General features: G+C 71.4%; 22 protein-coding genes. 10 read left to right on the top strand and 12 right to left on the bottom strand.

The features are described 5' to 3' along the window. Positions 1-261: 261 nt before the first annotated feature. The 5 genes from AC27LF_RS28680 (at position 262) to AC27LF_RS28660 (ending at position 6,210) form a co-directional block, all read left to right on the top strand. Entirely contained in the window at positions 262-906 is a 645-nt protein-coding gene (locus AC27LF_RS28680) for an HNH endonuclease family protein (RefSeq protein ID WP_479658232.1), read from the top strand. A 65-nt stretch (positions 907-971) separates the two neighbouring features. Next, positions 972-2,600, top strand: a complete 1,629-nt coding sequence (locus AC27LF_RS28675; protein ID WP_479658231.1) for an alkaline phosphatase D family protein — start codon at positions 972-974, stop codon at positions 2,598-2,600. Positions 2,601-3,059: 459 nt separating this feature from the next. Then, entirely contained in the window at positions 3,060-4,952 is a 1,893-nt protein-coding gene (locus AC27LF_RS28670) for an FAD/NAD(P)-binding protein (RefSeq protein ID WP_479658230.1), read from the top strand. Positions 4,953-5,042: 90 nt separating this feature from the next. Next, a complete protein-coding gene (locus tag AC27LF_RS28665; protein WP_479658229.1) occupies positions 5,043-5,498 on the top strand; it encodes a DoxX family protein in 456 nt (151 codons plus the stop codon). Between the two features lie 91 nt (positions 5,499-5,589). Beyond that, entirely contained in the window at positions 5,590-6,210 is a 621-nt protein-coding gene (locus tag AC27LF_RS28660) for a DedA family protein (RefSeq protein ID WP_479658228.1), read from the top strand. A gap of 381 nt (positions 6,211-6,591) precedes the next feature. Here the strand turns inward: AC27LF_RS28660 and AC27LF_RS28655 are convergent, their stop codons facing one another. Continuing rightward, positions 6,592-6,813, bottom strand: coding sequence for a DUF2277 domain-containing protein (locus tag AC27LF_RS28655; protein ID WP_479658227.1), 222 nt, complete (start codon positions 6,811-6,813; stop codon positions 6,592-6,594). 38 nt (positions 6,814-6,851) lie between these two features. Next, positions 6,852-7,685: an alpha/beta fold hydrolase gene (locus AC27LF_RS28650; RefSeq protein ID WP_479658226.1), complete on the bottom strand. Its 834-nt coding sequence runs from the start codon at positions 7,683-7,685 to the stop codon at positions 6,852-6,854. Positions 7,686-7,806: 121 nt separating this feature from the next. Between AC27LF_RS28650 and AC27LF_RS28645 the strand changes: the two genes are divergently transcribed. Next, positions 7,807-8,199, top strand: a complete 393-nt coding sequence (locus tag AC27LF_RS28645; protein WP_479658225.1) for a winged helix-turn-helix transcriptional regulator — start codon at positions 7,807-7,809, stop codon at positions 8,197-8,199. A 170-nt stretch (positions 8,200-8,369) separates the two neighbouring features. Further along, positions 8,370-10,454: a pentapeptide repeat-containing protein gene (locus tag AC27LF_RS28640; protein WP_479658224.1), complete on the top strand. Its 2,085-nt coding sequence runs from the start codon at positions 8,370-8,372 to the stop codon at positions 10,452-10,454. Between the two features lie 106 nt (positions 10,455-10,560). Here AC27LF_RS28640 and AC27LF_RS28635 read toward each other — a convergent pair whose 3' ends face one another. Together AC27LF_RS28635 and AC27LF_RS28630 are read right to left on the bottom strand one after the other, a co-directional pair. Further along, on the bottom strand, positions 10,561-10,911 hold the full coding sequence (locus AC27LF_RS28635; RefSeq protein ID WP_479658223.1) for a hypothetical protein: 351 nt from the start codon (positions 10,909-10,911) through the stop codon (positions 10,561-10,563). A gap of 97 nt (positions 10,912-11,008) precedes the next feature. Continuing rightward, entirely contained in the window at positions 11,009-11,896 is an 888-nt protein-coding gene (locus AC27LF_RS28630) for a peptidoglycan-binding domain-containing protein (protein WP_479658222.1), read from the bottom strand. A gap of 783 nt (positions 11,897-12,679) precedes the next feature. On the opposite strand from AC27LF_RS28630, the gene AC27LF_RS28625 reads away from it, so the two are divergent. After that, positions 12,680-14,719, top strand: coding sequence for an MDR family MFS transporter (locus AC27LF_RS28625; RefSeq protein WP_479658221.1), 2,040 nt, complete (start codon positions 12,680-12,682; stop codon positions 14,717-14,719). On the opposite strand, the gene AC27LF_RS28620 is transcribed toward AC27LF_RS28625, so the two are convergent. Both AC27LF_RS28620 and AC27LF_RS28615 read right to left on the bottom strand, forming a co-directional pair. Then, the gene (locus AC27LF_RS28620) at positions 14,712-15,272 is read right to left on the bottom strand and encodes a GNAT family N-acetyltransferase (RefSeq protein ID WP_479658220.1); all 561 of its coding nucleotides are present in this window, start codon (positions 15,270-15,272) and stop codon (positions 14,712-14,714) included. The two genes, AC27LF_RS28625 and AC27LF_RS28620, sit on opposite strands and share 8 nt — an antisense overlap. Positions 15,273-15,668: 396 nt before the next feature. Then, positions 15,669-16,082 carry a DnaJ family domain-containing protein gene (locus AC27LF_RS28615; protein ID WP_479658219.1) on the bottom strand — a complete coding sequence of 138 codons (414 nt, stop codon included), beginning with the start codon at positions 16,080-16,082 and terminating at the stop codon, positions 15,669-15,671. A 103-nt stretch (positions 16,083-16,185) separates the two neighbouring features. On the opposite strand from AC27LF_RS28615, the gene AC27LF_RS28610 reads away from it, so the two are divergent. Beyond that, the gene (locus AC27LF_RS28610; RefSeq protein ID WP_479658218.1) at positions 16,186-16,578 is read left to right on the top strand and encodes a hypothetical protein; all 393 of its coding nucleotides are present in this window, start codon (positions 16,186-16,188) and stop codon (positions 16,576-16,578) included. A 28-nt stretch (positions 16,579-16,606) separates the two neighbouring features. On the opposite strand, the gene AC27LF_RS28605 is transcribed toward AC27LF_RS28610, so the two are convergent. Beyond that, positions 16,607-17,278, bottom strand: a complete 672-nt coding sequence (locus AC27LF_RS28605) for an O-methyltransferase (protein ID WP_479658217.1) — start codon at positions 17,276-17,278, stop codon at positions 16,607-16,609. A gap of 630 nt (positions 17,279-17,908) precedes the next feature. Here AC27LF_RS28605 and AC27LF_RS28600 point away from each other — a divergent pair. Beyond that, positions 17,909-18,766, top strand: a complete 858-nt coding sequence (locus tag AC27LF_RS28600) for a hypothetical protein (RefSeq protein ID WP_479658216.1) — start codon at positions 17,909-17,911, stop codon at positions 18,764-18,766. Here AC27LF_RS28600 and AC27LF_RS28595 read toward each other — a convergent pair. From AC27LF_RS28595 to AC27LF_RS28575, 5 genes are all read right to left on the bottom strand, one after another. Then, positions 18,754-19,611 (bottom strand): aldo/keto reductase, encoded by an 858-nt coding sequence (locus AC27LF_RS28595; protein WP_479658215.1) that lies wholly within the window; start codon positions 19,609-19,611, stop codon positions 18,754-18,756. The two genes, AC27LF_RS28600 and AC27LF_RS28595, sit on opposite strands and share 13 nt — an antisense overlap. Continuing rightward, positions 19,545-20,741, bottom strand: coding sequence for a JmjC domain-containing protein (locus AC27LF_RS28590; protein ID WP_479658214.1), 1,197 nt, complete (start codon positions 20,739-20,741; stop codon positions 19,545-19,547). The genes AC27LF_RS28595 and AC27LF_RS28590 overlap by 67 nt, the downstream gene beginning before the upstream one ends. Before the next feature lie 85 nt (positions 20,742-20,826). Then, on the bottom strand, positions 20,827-20,994 hold the full coding sequence (locus tag AC27LF_RS28585; protein WP_479658213.1) for a hypothetical protein: 168 nt from the start codon (positions 20,992-20,994) through the stop codon (positions 20,827-20,829). A gap of 155 nt (positions 20,995-21,149) precedes the next feature. Continuing rightward, a complete protein-coding gene (locus AC27LF_RS28580) occupies positions 21,150-21,326 on the bottom strand; it encodes a hypothetical protein (RefSeq protein WP_479658212.1) in 177 nt (58 codons plus the stop codon). A gap of 163 nt (positions 21,327-21,489) precedes the next feature. Further along, a partial coding sequence (locus tag AC27LF_RS28575; RefSeq protein ID WP_479663257.1) for a helix-turn-helix domain-containing protein occupies positions 21,490-22,297 on the bottom strand: 808 nt, incomplete at its 5' end.

Raw genomic sequence — 22,297 nt, 5'->3', positions numbered from 1 at the left:
CGAGGCCGAACTCCTGGGCGCGGCCCGGCATTTCAGGGGCGCGGGGAACGGCGCGCCCAGCCACAACGAAACCCGCACCCGCCGCACGCCATACCGAGGCACCCCCTTGGGCGCCCCGGCCAAGACGACGCCGCAAGTGAGGGTTGTGCTTGTCATGCGCGCGTCACTAACTTCTTACCGCGCACACACCCGCACGCAACACGGGCCCGCGAGCATTCCCACGCTCGCACCCCAACCCCCTCACCCCTCAAGGGAGTTCGCATGGCCAAGTTCTACGCGCGTCGACGGTTCAGCATACTCGCCGCGCTCACCGGTCTCATAGCCTCCGTCGCGCTCTTCAACTCCCCGACCGCCTCCGCCGCGCTCCCCACCCCGGTCAGCGGCGCCACCGCCCGCAGCTACCTCTCGCAGCTCACCGTCGCCACGGAGAACCGCACCGGCTACAGCCGCGACCTCTTCCCGCACTGGATCACCATCAGCGGCACCTGCAACACCCGCGAGACGGTCCTCAAGCGCGACGGCTCGAACGTCGTCACCGACTCCTCCTGCGCCGCCACCAGCGGCAGCTGGTACTCCCCGTACGACGGCGCCACCTGGTACGCCGCCTCCGACGTCGACATCGACCACGTCGTCCCGCTCGCGGAGGCATGGGACTCCGGCGCCAGTAAGTGGACCACGTCCCAGCGCCAGGCGTTCGCCAACGACCTGACCCGTCCGCAGCTCATCGCCGTCACCGACAGCGTGAACCAGGCCAAGGGCGACAAGGACCCGGCCGAGTGGATGCCGTCCCGCACGGCCTACCGCTGCACGTACGCCCGCGCCTGGGTCCAGGTGAAGTACTACTACAACCTCTCCGTCGACTCCGCCGAGAAGAGCGCCCTCACCAGCTACCTCAGCGGCTGCTGATCCCCGGAACCGCCCCGGCCGCCTCCGTCGTTCCGTACCGTACGGGACGACGGAGGAGGGTGATCGTGGCCGAACTGCGCCTGGGACCACTGCTGAGGTACGCCGACGGCAGGACCGCGACCGTCTGGGTCGAGGCGAGCCGGCCGTGCGCCGCCGAGGTGCGCTGCGCGGACGGCGCGGGCGGCACGGCCCGCACCTTCCAGGTGGCGGGACATCACTACGCCCTGGTCCCGGTGACCGGGCTCACGCCGGGCACCTCGACGGCGTACGAGGTGTTCCTTGACGACACGCGCGTGTGGCCGCTGCCCGACTCGCCCTTCCCGCCGTCCGCGATCCGCACGCCCGCCGCGGACGACACCGTGCGCATCGCCTTCGGCTCCTGCCGCTGGGCCGCGCCCCCGGCAGGCGAACGCGACCCCGTCGGCCCCGACGCGCTGGACTCGCTCGCCGCCCGGCTGGCCGCCGACCCGGACGGCGAACGGCCCGACGTGCTGCTGCTGTTGGGCGACCAGGTGTACGCCGACGAGACCTCCGGAGCGATCCGGCGCCGCCTCGCCGCCCGCCGCGACCTGAGCGATCCTCCGGGTGCGGAGGTCGCGGACTACGAGGAGTACACCTGGCTCTACTACGAGTCCTGGCTGCACCCCGAGGTGCGCTGGCTGCTGTCCACCGTGCCCAGTTGCATGATCTTCGACGACCATGACGTGATCGACGACTGGAACACCTCCGCGGCCTGGCTCGCCGACATGCGGGCCACGGACTGGTGGCGCGAGCGGCTGCTGAGCGGCCTGATGTCGTACTGGGTCCACCAGCACCTGGGCAATCTCTCTCCGGCCGAACTCGCCGCCGACCCGCTGTACGCGGCCGTACGGGAGACCCCCGACGCCACCGACGTGCTGCGCGCCTTCGCGGCCGGGGCCGACGCCGACCCCGCCTCGGTCCGCTGGAGCTACCGCCGCGACTTCGGACGGGTCCGGCTGCTGATGGTGGACACCCGGGCCGCCCGGGTGCTCGACGAGGACGGCCGCGCGATGCTCGACCCGGGCGAGGCGGCCTGGCTGCGCGAGCAGGCGCTGGCCGACCGGGGCTCCTGCGACCACCTGCTGATCGGCAGCTCGCTGCCCTGGCTGCTGCCGCACCTGGTGCATGACGCCGAGACCTGGAACGCGGCGCTGTGCCGGGGCGAACGCGGGGCCCGCTGGGCGCGGTTCGGCGAGGACGTGCGCCGCCGCGCCGACCTGGAGCACTGGGCGGCCTTCCCGGAATCCTTCGCCGCGCTGGCCGCACTGCTCGCCGAGGCGGGCTCGGGGCCGGGCGCGCCGGCGACCGTCCTGGTCCTCTCCGGGGACGTCCACCACGCGTACGTCGCCGAGCCGTCCTGGCCGGCCGGCCCGCCCGACGCCCGGGTCCTCCAGCTCACCTGCTCCCCGGTGCACAACTCCATCCCGCTCTCGATCCGCCTGGGCTTCCGCTTCGGCTGGAGCGGGGTGGCGCGGGGCCTGGGCCGCCGGCTGGCCCGGCACGGCCGCTGCCCGCAGCCGCCGGTGTCCTGGCGCAGGACGGGCGGCCCCTGGTTCGGCAACCAGCTCATGACGCTGACGCTGGCCGGACGCTCGGCCCGGCTACGCCTGGACCAGGCAGCGCCGAACGGCAACCTGACAACAGCACAGAACACCCACCTCACCACCCCCTGAGAGCGCGGTCCCGCCCGGGCCGGAAGCCGACGACGGCGGACGCCCCGCTTCTCACCGCCCCCTACCTCCCGCTTCGGCGGGGTCGGCCCCTGCCTGTCGGGTTCGTGCCCCGGAGGGGCGCGGGGAACTGCGCGACCAGCCGCAACGGTGCCGCAGTCGCCCGGCGGCGTGCATGGTCCCGACAGGGGAGCGCGACAGGAGCCGCCAGCACGGTGCCGTGCCGAAACCCGCTCCGACGGCCGATGCCCCCCCTCGCCGGCCCGCGAGGGCAATCCTCGGATTCCCGGTCGGGAACCCGGCGACCGTGGAGGACTCCCTCCTCACCCGTCCATGAGGGACAACCGGGACCTGTGGGACCCGCGTTGGCTTCCGTGGTGGGCGGCGGCATGATGAGGCGGACCGTCCGCTTCCTGCGGACGTTTCGCTGCTTTGCGCCCCACATGCTCGGGAGTCTCACCTTTGTCTGCACCGACCGAGGAATCCTCTGCGGTCTCCGTCGCCCTGGTCGGCGCCGGTCCACGCGGCACCAGCGTCCTGGAACGCCTCTGCGCCTCCGCGCCGGAGCTGCTCCCGCCCGGCGTCCGGCTGACGGTCCATGTGATCGACCCGGCGCCGCCTGGACCGGGCCGCGTCTGGCGCACCGCTCAGCCGCCGGAACTGCTGATGAACACCGTGGCCTGCCAGGTGACACTGTTCACCGACGAGAGCGTCGACTGCTCGGGACCGATCCGGCCAGGACCCAGCCTGCACGAGTGGGCGGACGGCGAGCTGGGCCCCGACGACTACCCGACCCGCGCCCACTACGGCCGCTATCTGGAGTGGGTGTTCGCCCGGGTCGTACGGCACGCCCCGGACGCCGTACGCGTCCACACCCACCGGGCCCGCGCCGTACGGCTCGCCGACGACGCCCACGGTCGGCAGGTGCTCACCCTGGACGACGGCCGGACCCTGACCGGACTCGCGGCGGTGGTCCTCGCCCAGGGTCACCTCCCGGCGCGCGCGGACCGCGCGCTGCGCGAGGCGGCGGAGTACGCCGAGCAGCACGGCCTGCGCCACATACCGCCCGCCAACCCGGCCGACGTCGACCTCGCCCCGCTGGCGCCCGGCGAGCCGGTGCTGCTGCGCGGCCTGGGCCTCAACTTCTTCGACCACCTGGCCCTGTTGACCACGGGCCGGGGCGGACGGTTCGCCCGGGGCGCCGACGGCACCCTGCGCTACACGCCCTCCGGTGACGAGCCGCGCCTGTACGCCGGTTCCCGCCGCGGGGTCCCCTATCAGGCGCGCGGCGACAACGCGAAGGGCCCGTACGGCCGGCACACCCCGCGGGTGCTGACCCCGGAGGTGATCGCGGGCTTCCGCAAGCGCGCGGACTCCGGTGAACCGCCGGACTTCCTGGCGGAGATATGGCCGCTGGTGGCGAAGGAGGTGGAGACCGTCTACTACGGCGCGCTGACCCGGCGTGCCGACTTCGCCGGGCGGTTCCTCGCCGTCCCGCACGGCGATCCCCAAGAGGCCCTGCTGCTGGACGAGTTCGGGATACGGGACGCCGACCGCTGGTGCTGGGAGCGGATCTCCCGGCCGTACGCGGGACGGGACTTCGCGGACCGGGAGCAGTGGCGGGCGTGGCTGCGCGCCCATCTGCGCGACGACGCCGCGCAGGCCGCGCTCGGCAATGTCGCCGGCCCCCTCAAGGCGGCCCTGGACGTGCTGCGCGACCTGCGCAACGAGATACGGCTCGTGGTCGACCACGGAGGGCTGGCCGGCGCTTCCCGCCGCGACCACCTGGACCGCTGGTACACCCCGCTGAACGCGTTCCTGTCCATCGGCCCGCCGCGGCGGCGCATCGAGGAGCTGGCGGCGCTGCTGGACGCGGGGGTGGTGGAGGTGCTGGGGCCGCGGCTTGAGGTGCGCGGCGCGGACGGGGCGTGGACGGCGTACTCACCGGAAGTGCCCGGCTCGGCGGTGCGTGTGACGACTCTCATAGAGGCGCGTCTTCCGGAACCGGATCTGCGGCGCACCGCGGACGAACTGCTCGCCGGGCTGCTGCGGACCGGCGAGTGCCGGCCGAACACCGTCGACGGTTACGAGACCGGAGGGCTGGATGTGACCGTGCGCCCCTATCGCCTGATGGACCGTCAAGGCGAGCCGCACGCACGGCGGTTCGCGTTCGGAGTGCCCACCGAAGGGGTGCACTGGGTGACCGCGGCGGGGGCCAGGCCCGGCGTGGATTCGGTCACGCTGTCCGACGCGGACGCGGTGGCGCGGGCGGTTCTGCGGACGGCCGGGGCGGAAGCGGAACCGCAAACGGAGGCGGCACCGTGGCCGGATGTTGAACTTGCAAGCATCGATTAGGTCAACCTAACCTGGTCGCCTCGTTCGGTACCCGCACCAGACCGGCCCGTCCCCGGCCGGCCCGACCGAAACCGATGAGGAGACCCCCACATGTCCGCACGCCTCAACTCCGCTCAGCCGTACGCCATCGGACTGTTCCGGATCGTCGTCGGCCTGCTCTTCGCCGTGCACGGCGCCGCCTCGCTGTTCGGCGTCCTCGGCGGCGCCGCGGGCAGCGACGGCGGCACCGTCGACGCCGGCACCTGGCCCGGCTGGTACGCGGCCGTGATCCAGTTCGCGGGCGGCGCCCTCGTACTGCTCGGCCTCGGCACCCGGGCCGCCGCGCTGGTCGCCTCGGGCTCCATGGCGTACGCCTACTTCACCGTGCACCAGGAGGCCGCCCTGTGGCCGATCCAGAACGGCGGCGAGCTGTCGGCCCTGTTCTGCTGGGCCTTCCTCCTGCTCGTCTTCACCGGTTCCGGCGCGCTCGGCCTGGACGGCCTGCTCACCCGGCGCGCGTCCGCCGAGCGGGAACGCCCGGCGGACCAGGAACCGGTGACGGTCTGAGCCCCGCCCCACTCTCTTCAGCCTCTTTCGCCCCCGACGTCCCCGCTGTCACACCCGCCGCGTACGCTGTATGGCTGTCATCGGGGGAGCAATGGGAGTCGTCGTGCTGGAGAGCGTGGGGTCACTGACCTCCGGACCGTGGATATACGCCATGGTGGCCCTGTCGGTCCTGCTCGACGTGTTCCTGCCGGTGCTGCCGAGCGGGGTGCTGGTGATCACGGCGGCCACCACGGCGGCGGCCGGTTCCGGCGCGGCCACCGGGCAGGTCCCGCACGCGGTGCCCGACATGCTCGCCCTGATCCTCTCCGCGGCCACCGCGTCCGTCCTCGGCGACCTGGTGGCGTACCGCCTGGCCTGGCGCGGCGGGAAGCGGCTGGATCGCGCCATCGCCCGCTCCCGCCGTCTGACCACGGCGCAGGAACGCCTCGGTGCGGCGCTCTCGCGGGGCGGCGGCGCCCTGGTGATCCTTGCCCGCTTCGCCCCGGCCGGCCGCTCGGTCGTCTCCTTCTGCGCGGGCGCAGCGCACCGCCGCGCCCGCGACTTCCTCCCCTGGTCGGCCCTGGCCGGCCTGTCCTGGGCCGCCTACAGCGTCGCCCTCGGCTACTTCGGCGCGCAGTGGCTGGGCGCCACCTGGCTGGCCACGGCAGTCTCCCTGGCAGCCCTGTTCGCAGCAGGAGCAGCAGCCACCTACTGGATGCGCCGCCCCACATAAACCCCTCAACAAGAGCCACGGTAACCGCCAACCGGTGGCCACTCAGGGCCGCGGGGAACGCCGCAAGAAACCACAACAAACCCGCACCCAACGACGAACCGGTGGCCGCTCAGGGGCGCGGGGAACGGCGCGAGCAACCACAACAAACCCGCACCCGACGACGAACCGGTGGCCGCTCAGGGGCGCGGGGAACGGCGCGAGCAACCACAACGAACCCGCACCCGACGACGAACCGGTGGCCGCTCAGGGGCGCGGGGAACGGCGCGAGTAACCACAACGGACCCGCACCCGAAACGACGGCCAAGGCCCCCCGCAGGGGCTCGCGGGGAACTGCGCAACCGGCCGAAAACACCCCGCACCGACCCACCGCCCCCCTCCGCCCTACCCGCGGAGCGAACCCCGTACCTCCAGCCCACCAAGCAGCTCCGCCGTAGCCCGCGCCACCGCGTCCACGGCCCGGTCGAACACCTCCCGGTTGTGCGCGGCCGGCGCCCGGAACCCGGACACCTTCCGCACATACTGAAGCGCCGCGGCGCGGATCTCCTCTTCCGTGGCCTCTTCCGGCAGCACGGGCGGACGCAGGGTCTTGATACTCCGGCACATACGCCCAGTCTCCCGCACTCCCGCCCCAGAGGGAGCCGTCACCGGGACGCGGCGAGGAACGGCCGCAGCAGGGACAGCAGCGCGTCGGGCCGGTGCAGCGGCACGATATGCCCGCTGCCCTCCAGCACATGCCCGGTCAAGTCGTCGGCGTACGGCCGTAGTTGACGTTCCAGGGCGCGCCCCACCGGATGCGCGCCGATCGCCGTCGCCGGTACCGTCAGCCGCCCCGCGGCCACGGCCGCGTCGATCTGCCGCGCGCTGACCGGCAGCGCCCGGTAGGGCCCGAAGGCGGCGCGCAGCGCCTCGCGGCCGGCGTACGTACGGACGATCGCGTCGCGGATGTCGGCCCGCACCCCGTGCCCGAGCGTGCCGCGGTCGAGGAACCAGTCGACGTACGTCTCCTCCTGCCCGGCCAGCACCGACTCGGCCAGTCCGGGCTCGGCGTGGAAGCCGAACCACCACGGCGGCCCGCCGGCCAGGAACTCCTCGGCGCCGGGCAGCCGGCCCAGCAGCGACTCCATGACCACCAGTCGCCGTACGAGGTCGGGCCGGCGCATGGCCAGCAGGAAGGCGGGCGGGGTGCCGACGTCGATGCCGACCACCGCCGCCGAGGTCACGCCGAGTGCCGTGAGCAGGGCTTCGGCGTCGTCGGCGAGGGTGCCCGCGTCGTAGCCGTCGGCGGGGCGGGCGCTGTCGCCGAAGCCCCTGAGGTCCGGTGCGATCACCCGGTGCCGTGCGGCCAGGTCGTCGATGACGTGGGTCCACAGCCGCCAGGTGTGCGGGAAGCCGTGCAGGAGGAGCACGGCGGGGCCCGCTCCCGCGGTGGCCACGTTGAGTTCGACCCCGTTGGCCCTGACCGTGTGCAGCTCCATGTGTCCGCCTTCTTGCCGGATGGTGGTGAAAAGTATGGGTCACCATTGGTGACAAGGAGACGTTAGGTGACTAGCGTGGGCCGTCCAAGACCGCACTTTCGTCTCAGGTGGTGAGCTTCAGGTGACCTTCCAGGTCAGGCGCGGGGACCTGTTCGACCCCGACTGCCCCACGCGGCGGCTGCTCGACCGGATCGGTACGAAGTGGACGTCGATGGCGGTGAAGGTGCTCGCGGAGGCGTCCCCCGGGGAGGTGCGCTTCGGGGAACTCCAGCGCCGGATGCCGGGTGTCTCGCAGAAGATGCTGTCGGTGACCCTGCAGAACCTGACCCGGGACGGCCTGGTCGCCCGCCGGGTCGAGCCGTCCGTACCGCCGCGCGTCCACTACCGGCTGACCGACCTCGGCCTCTCCCTGGAGTGCGCGCTCGCCGTGGTACGGACCTGGGCCGAGGACCACATGGCGCAGATCGACCGGGCGCGCGAGGAGGGCGGCGCCGAGGAGGACCGGTTGCCGTAGGCGTCCCGGGCTGGAGTCCACGCCGGCCACGGGCCCCTGCTCCACAGCGGCGGCGATCAGGCTTCGATGGCACGTGCCCCGAGGTTCGTTGGAGGAACTGCCGGGCAGCAACCACACGTCCTACCCCCGACGAGCCCAGGACCGGCACGGAGCAGCGGAGCCGCCACGCGATGAGCACACCCCGCACACCTCAACCCCCTCTGCCCGGGGCGCCTGCCTGGCCGCACTGCGCACACGGCGCGGATCCCGCCACGGACGCTGTCGGCTGCCGAGGCATCCATGTCCCCGGCCATACCGCGTGCCTGGCTCATCTGACCGACATCGACCGCGACGCCTATCTGGCCGGTCTGTCCGCCGGCGACGACATCGACCACAGCGGTACGCGCTTCACCTGGCCCCTCCTGAATGCGCTCCTCGACGCCCTGCGCGACCCGGCCACCGGAGACCCCCGCATCGGCGTGGCCCGATTCGACTCGGCGACCTTCAAGCACGGCGCCAAGTTCGATTCGACGACCTTCACGGGCTTGGCCGACTTCAACTGTGCGACCTTCGAGGACTCCGCCTGGTTCTACTCGGCGGTCTTCGAGGGCGGCGCTTGGTTCGTCTCAGCGTCCTTCCGTGGCGACGCTGGGTTCAGGCTGGCGACCTTCCGCGCCGCCAGCGAGTTCGACTCGGCGACCGTCGAGGGCTCCGCCCAGTTCGATTCGGCCACCTTCGAGAGGGCCGCCGGGTTCAGATCGGCGACCTTCAAGAACAGGGCCTGGTTCGATTCGGCGACCTTCAAGGGCGAGGCCCGGTTCGACTCGGCGACCTTCGAGCTGAGCGTCTGGTTCGCGTCGGCGACCTTCGAGGACATCGCCGTGTTCGGATGGGCCGTCTTCAAGCGCATCGGCGGGTTCGATTCGGCGACCTTCGAGAATCCCGTCGCGTTCAGGGCTGCGACCTTCGAGGATGAAATCGGGTTCAGGTCTACGACCTTCAAGAGCGGCGTCCTGTTCGCGGAGGCGACCTTCGAGAGCGACGCCCACTTCGATTCGGCGACCTTCCAGGACGAGGCTCGGTTCGATGTGGCGACCTTCAAGGGCGACGCCCGGTTCGATTCGGCGACCTTCGAGGGCGACGCCCAGTTCGTACAGGCGGTTTTCGAGCGGGCGGACTCCCTCGGACCATTGGTGTGCGCTGGGCGTGTGGTGCTGTCGGGGGCGGTGTTCAGCGGTCCGGTGACCCTGTCGCTCGCCGCGCGTCGTGTGGAGTGCCGGAGGACGCGTTGGTCTTCCACGGCCGAACTGCGCCTGCGCTATGCCAAAGTGGACTTCGCCCACGCGTTTTTCGAATACCCCCTTACGATCGCGGCAGAACCCGACCGCTTCCTTCTCCCCGACGGACGACCGGTCGGAGAACAGGTCTGCGCCGGCACACCCGACGCCGCCGTACGGCTGGCATCGCTGCGCGGAGTGGACGCGGCCCACCTGGTCCTCGCTGATGTCGATCTGTCGGGGTGCTTGTTCACCGGGACGGTGCATCTCGACCAGCTACGGCTGGAGGGCACATGCTCCTTCGCCGAGGTCCCACCCGGCCTGCACTGGCGGCGTCGGCGCCCGGTGCGCTTCACGCGGCGCCGCACTCTCGCCGAGGAACACCACTGGCGTGCGCGACAGCCGGCAGCGGTGCCCGGTTGGAACGCGGCGGTACTCGGCGCCGGGTCTGCCGGTCCGGCGCAGCTGGCGCCGGTGTACCGGGCGCTGCGCAAGGCATTCGAGGACGGCAAGAACGAGCCGGGGGCGGCGGACTTCTACTACGGCGAGATGGAGATGCGCCGCCATGACCGTACCGGCACCAGCCGTGCTGAACGTGGGCTGCTGCACGGCTACTGGCTGCTGTCCGGCTATGGCCTGCGCGCCTCCCGGGCCATGGGCTGGCTGGTTGCCGCGATGCTCGTCACCATCCTTCTGCTGATGGGCTTCGGACTCCCCGGCCACTCCCCGAAGCAGGCGGCGACCGGCACCGTGCCGCCGGGGGGAGGCGAGGTCACCTTCGAGATCGACAAGGAGGACCCGCAGAACCCCGTCGGGAACAGGTTCACCGGCGACCGCTTCGAGAAAGCTCTGAACGTCACGCTCAACTCGGTCGTGTTCCGCTCCAGTGGACAGGACCTGACCACCGCCGGCACCTACATCGAGATGGCCTCCCGTCTGATGGAACCCACCCTGCTCGCTCTCGCCGCCCTCGCCGTCCGCGGACGCATCAAACGCTGACGCTTCGTTGCGGTTCCTGCGGCACGGCTCCCGCCGGCCGCGGGAGGCCCGCCCGCCATGGGAGGTCCGTCTGCCGCACGGGGCCGGGCTCCCGCCGGGTCCGGGCTCACCCGGTGTCCGGCCCCGCGGGCGGCTTCCCATGCGTGTGCTTGAGCCCCATCCGAGCGTCCACCCGCTCCGCCGTCGCGACCTCCGCCCAGAAGCGGTGCGTGCTGACGAACACCGCCAGCTCGTGCTCCCGCTGCCGCAGCTTCTCCACCTCGGCCTGCTCGTCATCCGTCCAGCCCGGGGACGCGGGTCGCTCCACCTTCCGCCAGCCCTGGTCGTCGCTGAAGCCGTCCAGCGGCTCGACCGACCAGGGGAGCCGCTTCAGCAGGGCCGACAGCTCGGCCCGGACCTGATGCAGCTCCTCCTGACCGGCGAGCAGGTCACTCGGAAAGTCATAGGTCTCAGCCACGCGGCAATGCTACGCCTGTTCGATTTTGCGATGCGAGTTCCTTCCGTCACTTCACGCGAACGTGTGTGCCCGAGCGGGGCCCGGGTGAGGCGTGGGGTCAGGGCTGGGAGGTCTCCGACTCCAGGCTGGTCCGGGTGGCGGTGCCGTAGACGCCTGACTCGTCCTCGCGGACGCCGCGGGTCCACTGGTAGGTGCGTACGGCGTCTTCCAGGTGCCGGTCGAAGCGGCCGTTCGCGGAACCCCAGTACAGGTTCACCTGCTTGAGGCGCAGCTGGAGTTCGGTGACCTCGGGGCCGCTGTCACCGCGCCGCAGGACCGGGCCCGGGACGGGGGTCGGCTCCTCGGCCGTGTCGGCGGCGGTCGCCGAACGGGACGCCTCCGGCGAACGGGACGGGGTGGCGGAAGGGGTGGCCGTGCCCGACTGAGAGGGCGACGGGGTGGGGGACGTCGTCGGGGACTGGCTCGTGGACGCGGAGGGGGTGGGGGCGGCCGGGGGAGCGGACGCGGTGGTCGGGGGTGCCTGTGTCGTGGCCGACTCGGTCGTCCGCTCGGGCACGCTTGCGCGGATGTCCTCGGGGGCCGCCCCGTCCCGTGACGGCGTCTCGTAGCTGAACAGCCCGCTCGCGAAACCGGCCGCCGTGACGGTGGCGACCGCGGCTCCGGTGACCGAGAGCAGGAGGGTACGGCGACGTCTTGCCTCCGGCGGTTCGGCCTGGACCTGCCGCAACGCCATGGTGACCTCGGCCCCCGGGACGGCCCCTTCTGTCTGGGTTTGTTGTTGGGTGCGGGTGGTGGGTGGCTGGTCGCGCAGTTCCTCGCGCCCCTTCGGGGGCGTGTCCGGGCCGGTGCCGGTGGGGGCCAGGTCGACGTACGGTCGTATCCGTAGCGGATCGAAGTCCTCCGCCGCGGCTGCTTCCGCGGTGCGGGTGTCGCGGAGGGCGTCGGAGGCGCGCTGCGCGCAGCGGCAGGACGCGGAGTTGTCCACCCCACGCGGCGCCCCACACTCCGGACACGGGCTGCCCGCCTGCCCTCCACCGCTCTTCGAGCGCGCCCCGCCTTGAGAATCCACCCGGCCCACGGACCCCACCCCGACTTCGGCCCCCGCGCCGCCCTCGGGCTCACCCCGGCCTTCCAGCTCGCTCCCGCCCTCCAGCGCGCTCCCGCCCCGCGGGCCAGCGCCCCCCTGAGGCCCGGAGTCCCCTTGCGGCTGTGCCGTGCCCTGCGGGCTTACCCCGCCCCGCGGGTGAGGCGCGCCCTGCGGGTAGGGCGTGCCCTGTGGGCCTGCCCCGCCCCGCGGGTGAGGTGCGCCCTGCGGGCCTGCCGTGCCATGCGGGCTTGTGGTGCCCCGTGAGGGAGACGCGCCCTGTGGGCTGGCCGGGCCCTGCGCGACCACCGCGTCCGCTGGGCCCACCGCGTCCCTTGGGCCCACCGCGTCCCCTGGGCCCACCGCGTCCCGTCGGCCGACCGCGTCCCGTCGGCCGACCGCGTTCCGTCGGCCCACCGCGTTCCGTGGGTCCGTGTTGGTCCCCCGGTTTGCCTTGGCCCGTGGATCCCCGGGGCCCTTCGGATCCGTCATATGTGTGTCGTCCCCTCCCTCGCGTCCCCGCGCGATCTCCAGAGATTATGCAGACCTCCCACACATCTCCCGCCCGGAAGCCCCCGGAAGGGCAGGTTCCGGAGAGATTTCCGCGGTACTCAACAGGCCATAACGGGTGACACCGCTCACGATGGAAGGTGAGAAAAAAAGGAGGGAAGCCAGGGAGGTCCCATGGCGCTGGAGACGCACGGCACCACGCAGGACGCCAGGGGCGCACAGGGCGTCCCCGGAAACGTCCTCGTGCCGATCGGCGCCCTGCTCCTCGGACTGCTGCTGGCCGCCCTCGACCAGACCATCGTGTCGACCGCGCTGCCCACCATCGTCAGCGACCTCGGCGGCCTTGAGCACCTTTCCTGGGTGGTCACCGCCTACCTGCTGGCGTCGACCGCCGCCACCCCGCTGTGGGGCAAGCTCGGCGACCAGTACGGCCGCAAGCGGCTCTTCCAGCTCGCGATAGTGATCTTCCTGATCGGCTCCGCGCTGTGCGGCATGGCCCGGGACATGCCGCAGCTCATCGTCTTCCGGGCGCTGCAAGGGCTGGGCGGCGGCGGCCTGATCGTACTGTCGATGGCGATCGTCGGAGACCTCGTCCCGCCCCGCGAACGAGGCCGTTACCAGGGACTGTTCGGCGCGGTCTTCGGCACCACCAGCGTGCTCGGACCGCTGCTCGGCGGCCTGCTCACCGAGCAGCTGAGCTGGCGCTGGGTCTTCTACGTCAACCTGCCCGTCGGCATCGTCGCCCTCGCCGTGATCGCCACCTCGCTGCGCATCCCGCGCCGGGCCGCCCACCACGTCATCGACTACCTCGGCACCCTGCTGATCGCCGCGGTCGCCACCTGCCTGGTTCTGATCGCCTCCCTCGGCGGCACCACCTGGCCCTGGGGTTCGCCCCAGATCATCGGCCTCGCCGCGGCCGGCGCCGCGCTGGCCGCGGGGTTCGTCGGCGTGGAACGCAGGGCCGCCGAGCCCGTCCTGCCGCTGGAACTCTTCCGTATCCGCACCTTCACGCTGGCCGCCCTCATCAGCTTCATCGTCGGCTTCGCGATGTTCGGCGCGATGACCTACCTGCCGACGTTCCTCCAGGTCGTACACGGTGTCTCGCCGACGATGTCGGGTGTGCACATGCTGCCGATGGTGGTGGGCCTGATGCTGTCCTCGACCGTCTCCGGGCAGATCGTCAGCCGTACCGGCCGCTGGAAGGTGTTCCCGATCACCGGCACCGCGGTCACCACGATCGGTCTGCTCCTGCTGCACCGGCTCGACGAGCACAGCTCCACGGCCCTGATGAGCACGTACTTCTTCGTCCTCGGTCTGGGCCTCGGCCTGGTCATGCAGGTCCTCGTACTCATCGTGCAGAACGCCGTGTCGTACGAGGATCTGGGCGTCGCCACCTCAGGCGCGACCTTCTTCCGCTCCATCGGCGCCTCGTTCGGCGTCGCCATCTTCGGCACGGTGTTCGCGAGCCGCCTCGGCACCGAACTCGTCGCCGCCCTGCGGGGCGTGCACCTGCCGCCGGGGATCACGCCGGGCGCGCTCCAGGCCGACCCGCGCGGCATCGGCGCGCTGCCGCCGCCGTTGCGGCCGGCGGCCCTGCACGCGTTCTCGGCCTCCATCACGGACGTCTTCCTGTACGCGGCTCCGGTCGCGTTGCTCGGGTTCGTCCTGGCGTGGTTCCTGAAGGAGGACCGGCTGCGCGCCTCGGTGACGGCGCCGGACGGGACGGAGACGCTGGCCTCGAACCCGGTCGAGCGGTCCTCGTACGACGAGGTGTGCCGCGCGCTGTCGCTGCTCGGCACCCGGGACGGGCGGCGGGAGGTCTACCAGAAGCTCACCGAACGGGCCGGGTACGACCTGCTTCCCGGGGCGAGCTGGCTGTTGCTGCGGATGCGGAAGTACGGCTCGGTGGAGCCCGGTGTGCTCGCCGAGCGGGGTCCGGTTCCGCTGCATGTCGTCATGGCGGCCGCCCGGCAGGTCGAGGAGCGGCGCCTCGCCGTGCGCGAGGGCCTTGACCTGTATCTGACCGCCGAGGGCCGCGAGGCCGCCGACCGGCTGGCCCGGGCCCGTGAGGAGTCACTGGCGGAGCTGCTGGGCGACTGGTGGGGCCCGGACCGCCCCACCGACCTGGACCGCCTGGTAAAACAACTGACAGACGAACTGTGCGGTTCGCGGCGCGAGCAGCCGCAGCCCGGACCGGCCCCGAAATTCAGCTGAGGCCCTTGGCCGTCGGCTCGGTCCCGTTGGTGCTCTTGAGGCTCCGGCGGGTGTCCGGGCGCGGGCCGAGATCCTTGCGGAACCAGTGTTCGGCGTACCGGTCCTCGTTGTGCGGCTCGGTCTCCGTGTAGCCGAGGCGCGCGTACAGGGCGCGGGCCTCCACCAGGTCGCCGCGCGTGTCGAGGATCATGCGCGTGGCGCCGAGGCCGCGCGCCGCGCCCTCGGCGGCGGTGACGAGCAGCGTGGCGCCGCCCCGGCCGCGCCGGTCCTCGTGGAGGAAGACCCGGGTCAGTTCGGCGGTGGCGGGGTCCAGGAGCCGTACGCCCGCACAGCCGGCGGGCTCACCGTCGTACCGTGCGACCAGCAACTGCCCTGTAGGCGGGGCGAGTTCGGCACCCGAAGCGGCGCCGATCTCCCGTTCCAGCTCGCTGGGGTCGGTGTGACGCCCCTCGTGCAGCAGATACCAACGGTCACTGACCTCCGTGTAGTACGCCCGCCACAGCGCGGCGGCGACGTCGGAGTCGTAGGGTTCGGGGGCGACGGTCCAGACCATGCCCCCCATTCTCGGAACCTCCCCGCCCCCACACGCAACCACATTTCCCCCCGCGCCCCGAAGGGGCGCGGGGAACGGCGCGATCGGCCACGACGGCGCGGCACCCGCCGAACGACACACCAAGGCACCCCCTCAGGCGCCCAAACCCCCGATACAGGTAGACCCCGGCCGGGGCCAGTGCCCCGAAGGGGCGCGGGGAACTGCGCGATCGGCCACGACGGTGCCGCACCCGCCAGACGACACACCGAGGCACTCCTTGCTGCGCCGCAGCTTCGGTACAGGTGGACCCCCGGCCGGGGCCGGTGCCCCGAAGGGGCGCGGGGAACTGCGCGATCGGCCACGACGGTGCCGCACCCGCCAGACGACATATCGAGGCACCCCCTGACGCGCCCCCGGCTAACCCCCCGGAGGGGCATGGCGGCGGTGCCACTCCCGCGCGACCTCTTCGACGTCGTACGGCTTCATACCCAGCGCCGGCCCCGGCGGCGGCTTGAACATCATGTCGCGGATCTTGACGTTGATGTCCGCGATGATCTTCCGCGCGACCCGCTCCGAAGGAGCCGCGTACGCCGCCAAGAGCGCATCCTCCGCCTCCTTGCGCAGCGCCAGCGCAGGCGGCAGAAACGCCATCCCCTCGCGGGCGAGCTTGCGCTTGACCCACCACAGTTCGTCGTACGTGGCCTCGACATCCCGCGGCAGCGGCTTGCCCGCGCCGGTGAGCCGGTCGAAGTCGCCGCGTCCCTGCGCGTCACGGATCTGCCGGTCGACCCAGGACTCGAACGGCACGCCCGGTGGCTTTCGCTCGGTCATGTGTTCATTGTGCCGGACGCGACGACGCCGGGCGATTTATCATTCGGCCGCTGCCGCAAAGGCAGTTCACGACGGAACGCCGCGCATCTCAGGGGGAACGCACGTGCTCGAACTCACCATGGCCACCGTCTCCGGGGCCGACGCGGGCGCCACGGCCGGCATGCTCATGGCCGACGCGCCGAGCGAGCCGGGCGCGGTGCTGCGCGTGGGCCGGGACGGGTCCGTATGCCGGCTCGCCACGCCCGACGACTGGCTGTTCGTCTCCCGGGTGCACCTGGAGTTCCTGTGCGGGCCCGACGGCGGCTGGCAGGTGACCTGGCTGCGCGGCTCGCAGCCCGATCCGTCGTCCGTGGTGCGGCTGACGGTCGGGGAGTACGCCCAGAGCGTCGCGTACGGCGCCAGCGTGGCGCTGCCGCGGGGCGGATCCGGAGAGATAGTCGTCCAGGACCGCTCCGGGCCGCGCAGCGTCAACGTCGGCTTCTACCACGAGGTGTAGTGCCCGCGCGGCGGCACCGATCCAACCGTCACGGAAGTACGCGGGCCAGCGCGAAGCCGTCGTAGCCCTTGCTGCCCACCGTCTGGATCGCCGTGCCGGACAGCCTGGGGTGGGCGGCGATCAGTTCGATGGCGGCGCGGGTGCCGACGACGTCCGGCTCCTCGCTCTCCGCGTCGAGCACACGGCCACCGCGGACGACGTTGTCCACGACGATCAGGCTGCCGGTGCGGGTGAGGCGCAGCGCCCACTCGACATAGTGCGGGTTGTTGACCTTGTCGGCGTCGATGAAGACCAGGTCGAAGGGGGCCGGGTTCTCGTCGGCGAGCTTGGGCAGCGACTCCAGGGCCGGGCCCACCCGCACCTCCACGACCTTCTCCAGGCCGGCCCGGGCGATGTTGCGGGTGGCGATCTCGGCGTGCTTCGCCCGGTACTCCAGGGAGATCAGCCGGCCGTCGGCGGGCAGGGCGCGGCCGAGCCAGATGGTGCTGTAGCCGCCGAGCGTGCCGATCTCCAGGATGCGTCTGGCGTCCTGGATCTGGGCCAGGAGCTGGAGGAACTTGCCCTGGCTCGCGGTGACGTTGACGTGCGGCAGGGCGGCGGCCTCGCTGTCGCGCAGGGCCGCCTGTAGCGCCTCGTCGTCCGGTGAGAGGTGGCTGGTGAAGTAGAAGTCGACGTCGTCCCAGAGCTGCGACCCGCTCATGACCCCTTGCCTTTCCGTGTCCGGTACCTGTCTAGTACCCCGTCTGCGAGGGCTTGGCCGCTTGGGGGGCCTCGGGGTGTTGCCTGGCTGCGCGTAGCCGTACCCGGGCTTGGGCGCGTCAGGGGGTGCCACGGGGTGTCGTGTGGCGACTGCGGCGCCGTCGTGGCCTGGGCGCCTGAGGGGGTGCCTCGGTATGCCGTCTGGCGGGTGCGGGATCGTCGTGGCTGGTCGCGCAGTTCCCCGCGCCCCTTTGGGGGCGTTGTCCCTGGCGGGGTTTGGTTGTGCCGGCGTCTGGGCGCCTCGTCGTGGCTGGTCGCGCCCGCGCGACGGAGCCGCATATCGATACAGCCCCGCGCCCCTTCGGGGCGCTCGCCTGAGGGATCCCATCGCGGCGGGGCCGCATATCGATACAGCCTCGCGCCTCTGGGGGGTCTGGGCTGCGCCCACAGCCGCGTCGGGTCGGCCTCACGTACCTGCCCACCGCCGTCGTACGGGGTGGTCGGCCCACATCCGCAGGACGAGCGAGGGCAGCGTGGAGGACGACGTCGTGGCTCCGCCATGCCGTCCCGCCGGGTTCTTTGTGGAGAACCGTGAGCCTGTACGGGCTGGCCCGGTGCTACGGTCACGCATGTGACGCTCTCCGTATCTGTGGCTCGTGTCTCTGACCTGCGGGTTGAACCCGTTGATGCGGTTCTTGACCGAGTGGAGCGATCGCTTCTGACGCGACTGGAACGGGACACAGTTGTCCGTAAGCGGCGCTCGGTCGGGGCGCGGACGGATCGTGATACGTGGGTGCGTATCGAGCGGCGAGGGCTCGACAAGATCGGCGTTCAGGGCTGGAACGGTACCGAGTGCGCCGCTCGGCTGGAGGGCATCGCTCAGCCCGCGTGGCAGGGATGTGTGGTCTGGCGGGATGCGGCCGAGCCTGTGATGTGGCGGGCCGACGAGACCGAGCTTCTGCCGGGTACGCCGATCGGCGCCGCCGTACTGAGCGGGGACCCGAAGCTGACGGATGAGTGGTGGAAGGCGTTGAACACCTCGCTGGACGCGCTCGCGGCTCAGGACACGAGGCGCGTCGCCACCCCGGACACGGTCACGATCACGCAGGCCCTCGTCACCGAGTCCGTCCGTGAGGCGTTCGCTGGTGACTTCGACACGACCGTTGAGCGGTGGGTGCCGGCCCACGCGGATCTGAACTGGGCCAACATGACCGCGCCGACGTTCTGCCTGTTCGACTGGGAGGACTGGGGGAACGCACCGCGCGGGCTGGACTCCGCTTCGCTGTGGGGAAGCTCGCTTGCCGTCCCGGCGCTGGCCGATCGCGTACGGCAAGAGCGGCGCCGTGACTTGGAGAGCCGGGACGGCAAGCTGATGACGCTGTTCGTGTGCTCGAAGATCCTCGGGCCGGATGCGCACCCGGAGGACCCTCGGCTGGAGCCCGCACGCCGCATGGCCGAACAGATCGTCGCGGAGCTTCAGACGGGCTGACCGCGCGACCGGCCTCGGAGGAGGCTCCGGTACTGGCGGACCGCCTGCTCATCGACCTCGCCGGCCAGAGCACTGATCAGTTCGCCCAGATGAGCGGGTTCGTCGGTGCCCACGGCAATGCCGTCGACTTGGGGGAGGCGGTAGGCGGCCCGGAAGGCCGCCTGTACAGGAGAGAGTCCGGCGCCGCCTCGGAGGAAGACGCGGGGGTCGATCCTGTCCCACACCGGGGCGCCCGTGCTGCCTCCGAACGGGCTCATGCCCCACACCATGCTGCCACCCATTGCCAACGCCTCAGCGAGGGCATCCGCGGCGTCGAGTGTTCTGATGCCGACCAGCAAGCCGGCACGGACCATGAGGACGGACGGCTTCGGTGTGGTCGGGTCGATCAGCGCCGGCAGTGGTGACGCGTCCCAGGACGCGATGCCCCAGGCCCCGCACATTCCCTTCGCCGCGGCGTCGGCGAGGGCGGCGCATGCCAAAGCCAGAACATCCCGGTTGTGAGGGGTGGCTTCTTGGAGCGAGTCCTCCGGGTTGTGCAGGAACACCACGTCCGGCTCTCGTCCGAGGTCCCGGACCGCCTGTTCTACGGCCCCATACAGCCGAGTGGGGTCCAGACAGTGGTCCGACCGGTCCGCCCCCGGGAAGTAGCCCACCTTCGTGGAGAGCGTGAAGTCCGGCAGCAGATCGCCGGCTATCCGGGCCAAGACCTCATGAGAGCGGAAGCCGAAGTAGTTGGTGCTGGTGTCGATCGCGGCGACGCCGAGATCCAGAGCGCCGGTCAGGAGACGGCGTTCGTGACGAGACCGGTGTAGCCCGAGGACAACTCGGGAGTCAGCAGTGCGCACATCTCCTCCTTCACCAGGATCTCGGCCACCTCCGCGACTTCGGCCCCGACGACGGCCGCCGCCTGTTCCAGCGGGACCGGCCTGCCGCTCAACAGCAGACGCAGCGCGGGCACGGCCTTGGCCGTGAGCGTGATCTTTTTCCCCGAGGCCACGACGTCGACGGTCTCGCCGTTCTCTCGGATCTGGGGAGGGAAGTGTGTGGTACACACCGCGGCGTCGAGCGGTCCAAGGACGTCGAGGAACGGCACGTGCCGTGGGAGCGCCGTCGTCTGCTCGTAGGCGGCCAGGAACTCGGCCGGGGGGCGCTCGCCGATCAGCCGGACGGCAGCGTCGGTCAGGGCCTGAGTGCCCCTCCCGTGCACGCGATCCAGGTCGTGCCGGAAGATCTCGTGCTCTCGGCACCAGTCGCCCAGCCAGGCGAGCCAGCTCGCTCCCGTGCGCTTGGTGATCCCGAACGTGACGTGCAGGCTCTTGCCCGGTCCGTGGCCGTTGCGGGTCGCCTGATGCCAGTGCCCCCGGGGGATGTGCATCACGTCGCCCGTCTTCATGACACCGGCCCAGACGATCTCTTCGGTCGGAGTGCTGTTGGGGTCGGAGTCGCGGTACGTGGGGACTTTGCGGGAGGTTCCGCGTACCTCCCACTCCTTCTCGCCGGCGAGCTGGATGATCAGGACGTCGTGGTCATCCCAGTGCAGCGGGAAGCCCGCAGCGTCGTTCGTCGTCAGATACGCGTTGACCTGCACCCGCTCGTGGGACCACCACTGCAATGCCCGGCAGGCGACTTCCATCGTCGGGTCGAAGACATTGACCTGGTCGAGGATGAGCGTCGCGCCTTCCCCCAGCAGCCTGCCCAGGCTGCGCATGTTGACCATGGGGATGCTCTGGCCCCGGGGGCTGACGGTGTCGGTGTAGTAGACGGCCGGGTGGACTTCCTCGCCCTTCTGGAAGCACCGGAACTGCGGGCGGTTCAGGCTCCTGCGCATGGCGATGTCGAGCAAGTGGTTCGGGGTCAGGATGCGGGAGACGAGGGCCGGGGCGTCGATGCTCCCCCGCACGAAGCACTTGCCGAGCTCGTCCACTCCGTTCCACCCGAGCGCCGTCTCGACGGCCTCGATCAACTGGTGTTCCATCACTGCCTCCTCATGAGTGCGACCACGTGACGCAGCTGCGGCGGGGGCCCGCACGGCGAACCGCGCGAACCCCCGCCGCCTGGTGCTACTCGATGTCGGTCAGGTTGCCGTCACCGCCCGGCCACGGGGCATCGCCCGAACTCCCGGCGTTGTCGGACCGGAGGCTGTCGTAGCGATCGTGGACGGCGGCCAGTTCCTCTACTGCCACCAGGAGGCCACTCGGGGCCGACGGCGGAGGCGTGCTCTGTGCCACCTCGTGCTCCTTCCTCTTCGGTTCTCCCGGCCATGTCCGGCCGGGCTCGTCTGATGGAGCTGTGCTGTGCATGGCGCCGGGGCACCTCGGGGGAAGCCCCCCGGCGCCGTTCCCGGTCGGTGCTGTCTCTCGGTCGTCGGCCAGGAGCCTGTGGGTTACAGGAAGGTGCGCAGGCCCTCCAGAGCTGTGTCCACCGGGTTGCCTATGCTCCAGGTGTTGAGGGCGGCGCTGATGAGCGGGCGGGCCCGGCGTGCGGATTCCGGCTCGCACGGCGTCGTCTCGCTGTAGCCGGGTGCGCCGATCGAAGCGGGTCTGGCGGCGGTCGTCGTCACGGGTGATCCCTCCGAAGGGACGGCCCAGCCCGGTTACGGAGACGCAGGGCTGGGCCTGTCCTCCACTGCCGTCGGCACGGGGAGCCTGGCCTTCCGGCGGCGTCAACGACCGTACAAACGACGTGAGATCGGGCTCAACGAAATTGCGGGTTATTGCGGAACGTCATCTGAGGGCGCTGATCGCCGAGTTGATGAGGGCGCGAGCATGGTCGCCGTAGACGGCCATCTTCGCGAGTTCGGCGAACGCCTTGCGGTAGTCGGCGATTTCGCGCGGTTGCCTGATGTTGATCTCGGCGGTCAGGGTCTCCACCACGGCGTGGGCGTCGTCGAAGACGTAGAACGCCTCCAGGGGCCAGATGACGCGCTGGGCAGTGAAGGGGATGACGCCGAGCGAGACCGAGGGCAGTGGCAGGACGTCGAGCAGATGCCGGAGCTGGTTTGCCATCGTCTCCTGGTCGCCGATCCGCGAGCGCAGAACCCACTCCTCCAACAGCACGACGAAGCGGTGGTGTCCCTCGTACAGGAACCGACTACGGGCGAGGCGGGCGGTGACGGCCTCGGCGACGTCGTTGGGGGTTCCCTGGAAGTCGGTGATCGACTGCATCAGGGCGGTGGCGAAGTCGGCGGTCTGGAAGAACCCGGGAACGGCGTTGGAGCAGTACACGCGGCATACGGCCGCTTGCTCGTGGAGAGTGTAGAAGTCCTCCTGGACCTTGCGCATGCCGTTCTTGTGGATGCGCCGCCACTCCACGTACATGGAGTCGACGACCCGCGCCGTGGCGATCAGATCCTCTGTCTGGTCGTCCGCTCCACAGGCCGCGCACCAGGCTCTGATGTCCGCGTCGGAGGGTGCGGCCTCGCCCTTTTGGATGCGGGTCGTCTTCGCCGGATGCCAGCCGCACCGGCAGGAGAGCTCCTTCCCGGTGAGGCCGGCGTCCTGACGAAGGTGCTGCAAGCGCCTCGCGAGGGCT

This window comes from Streptomyces diversicolor, assembly GCF_057537855.1.
This window is presented reverse-complemented; position numbering and strand designations above follow the sequence as displayed.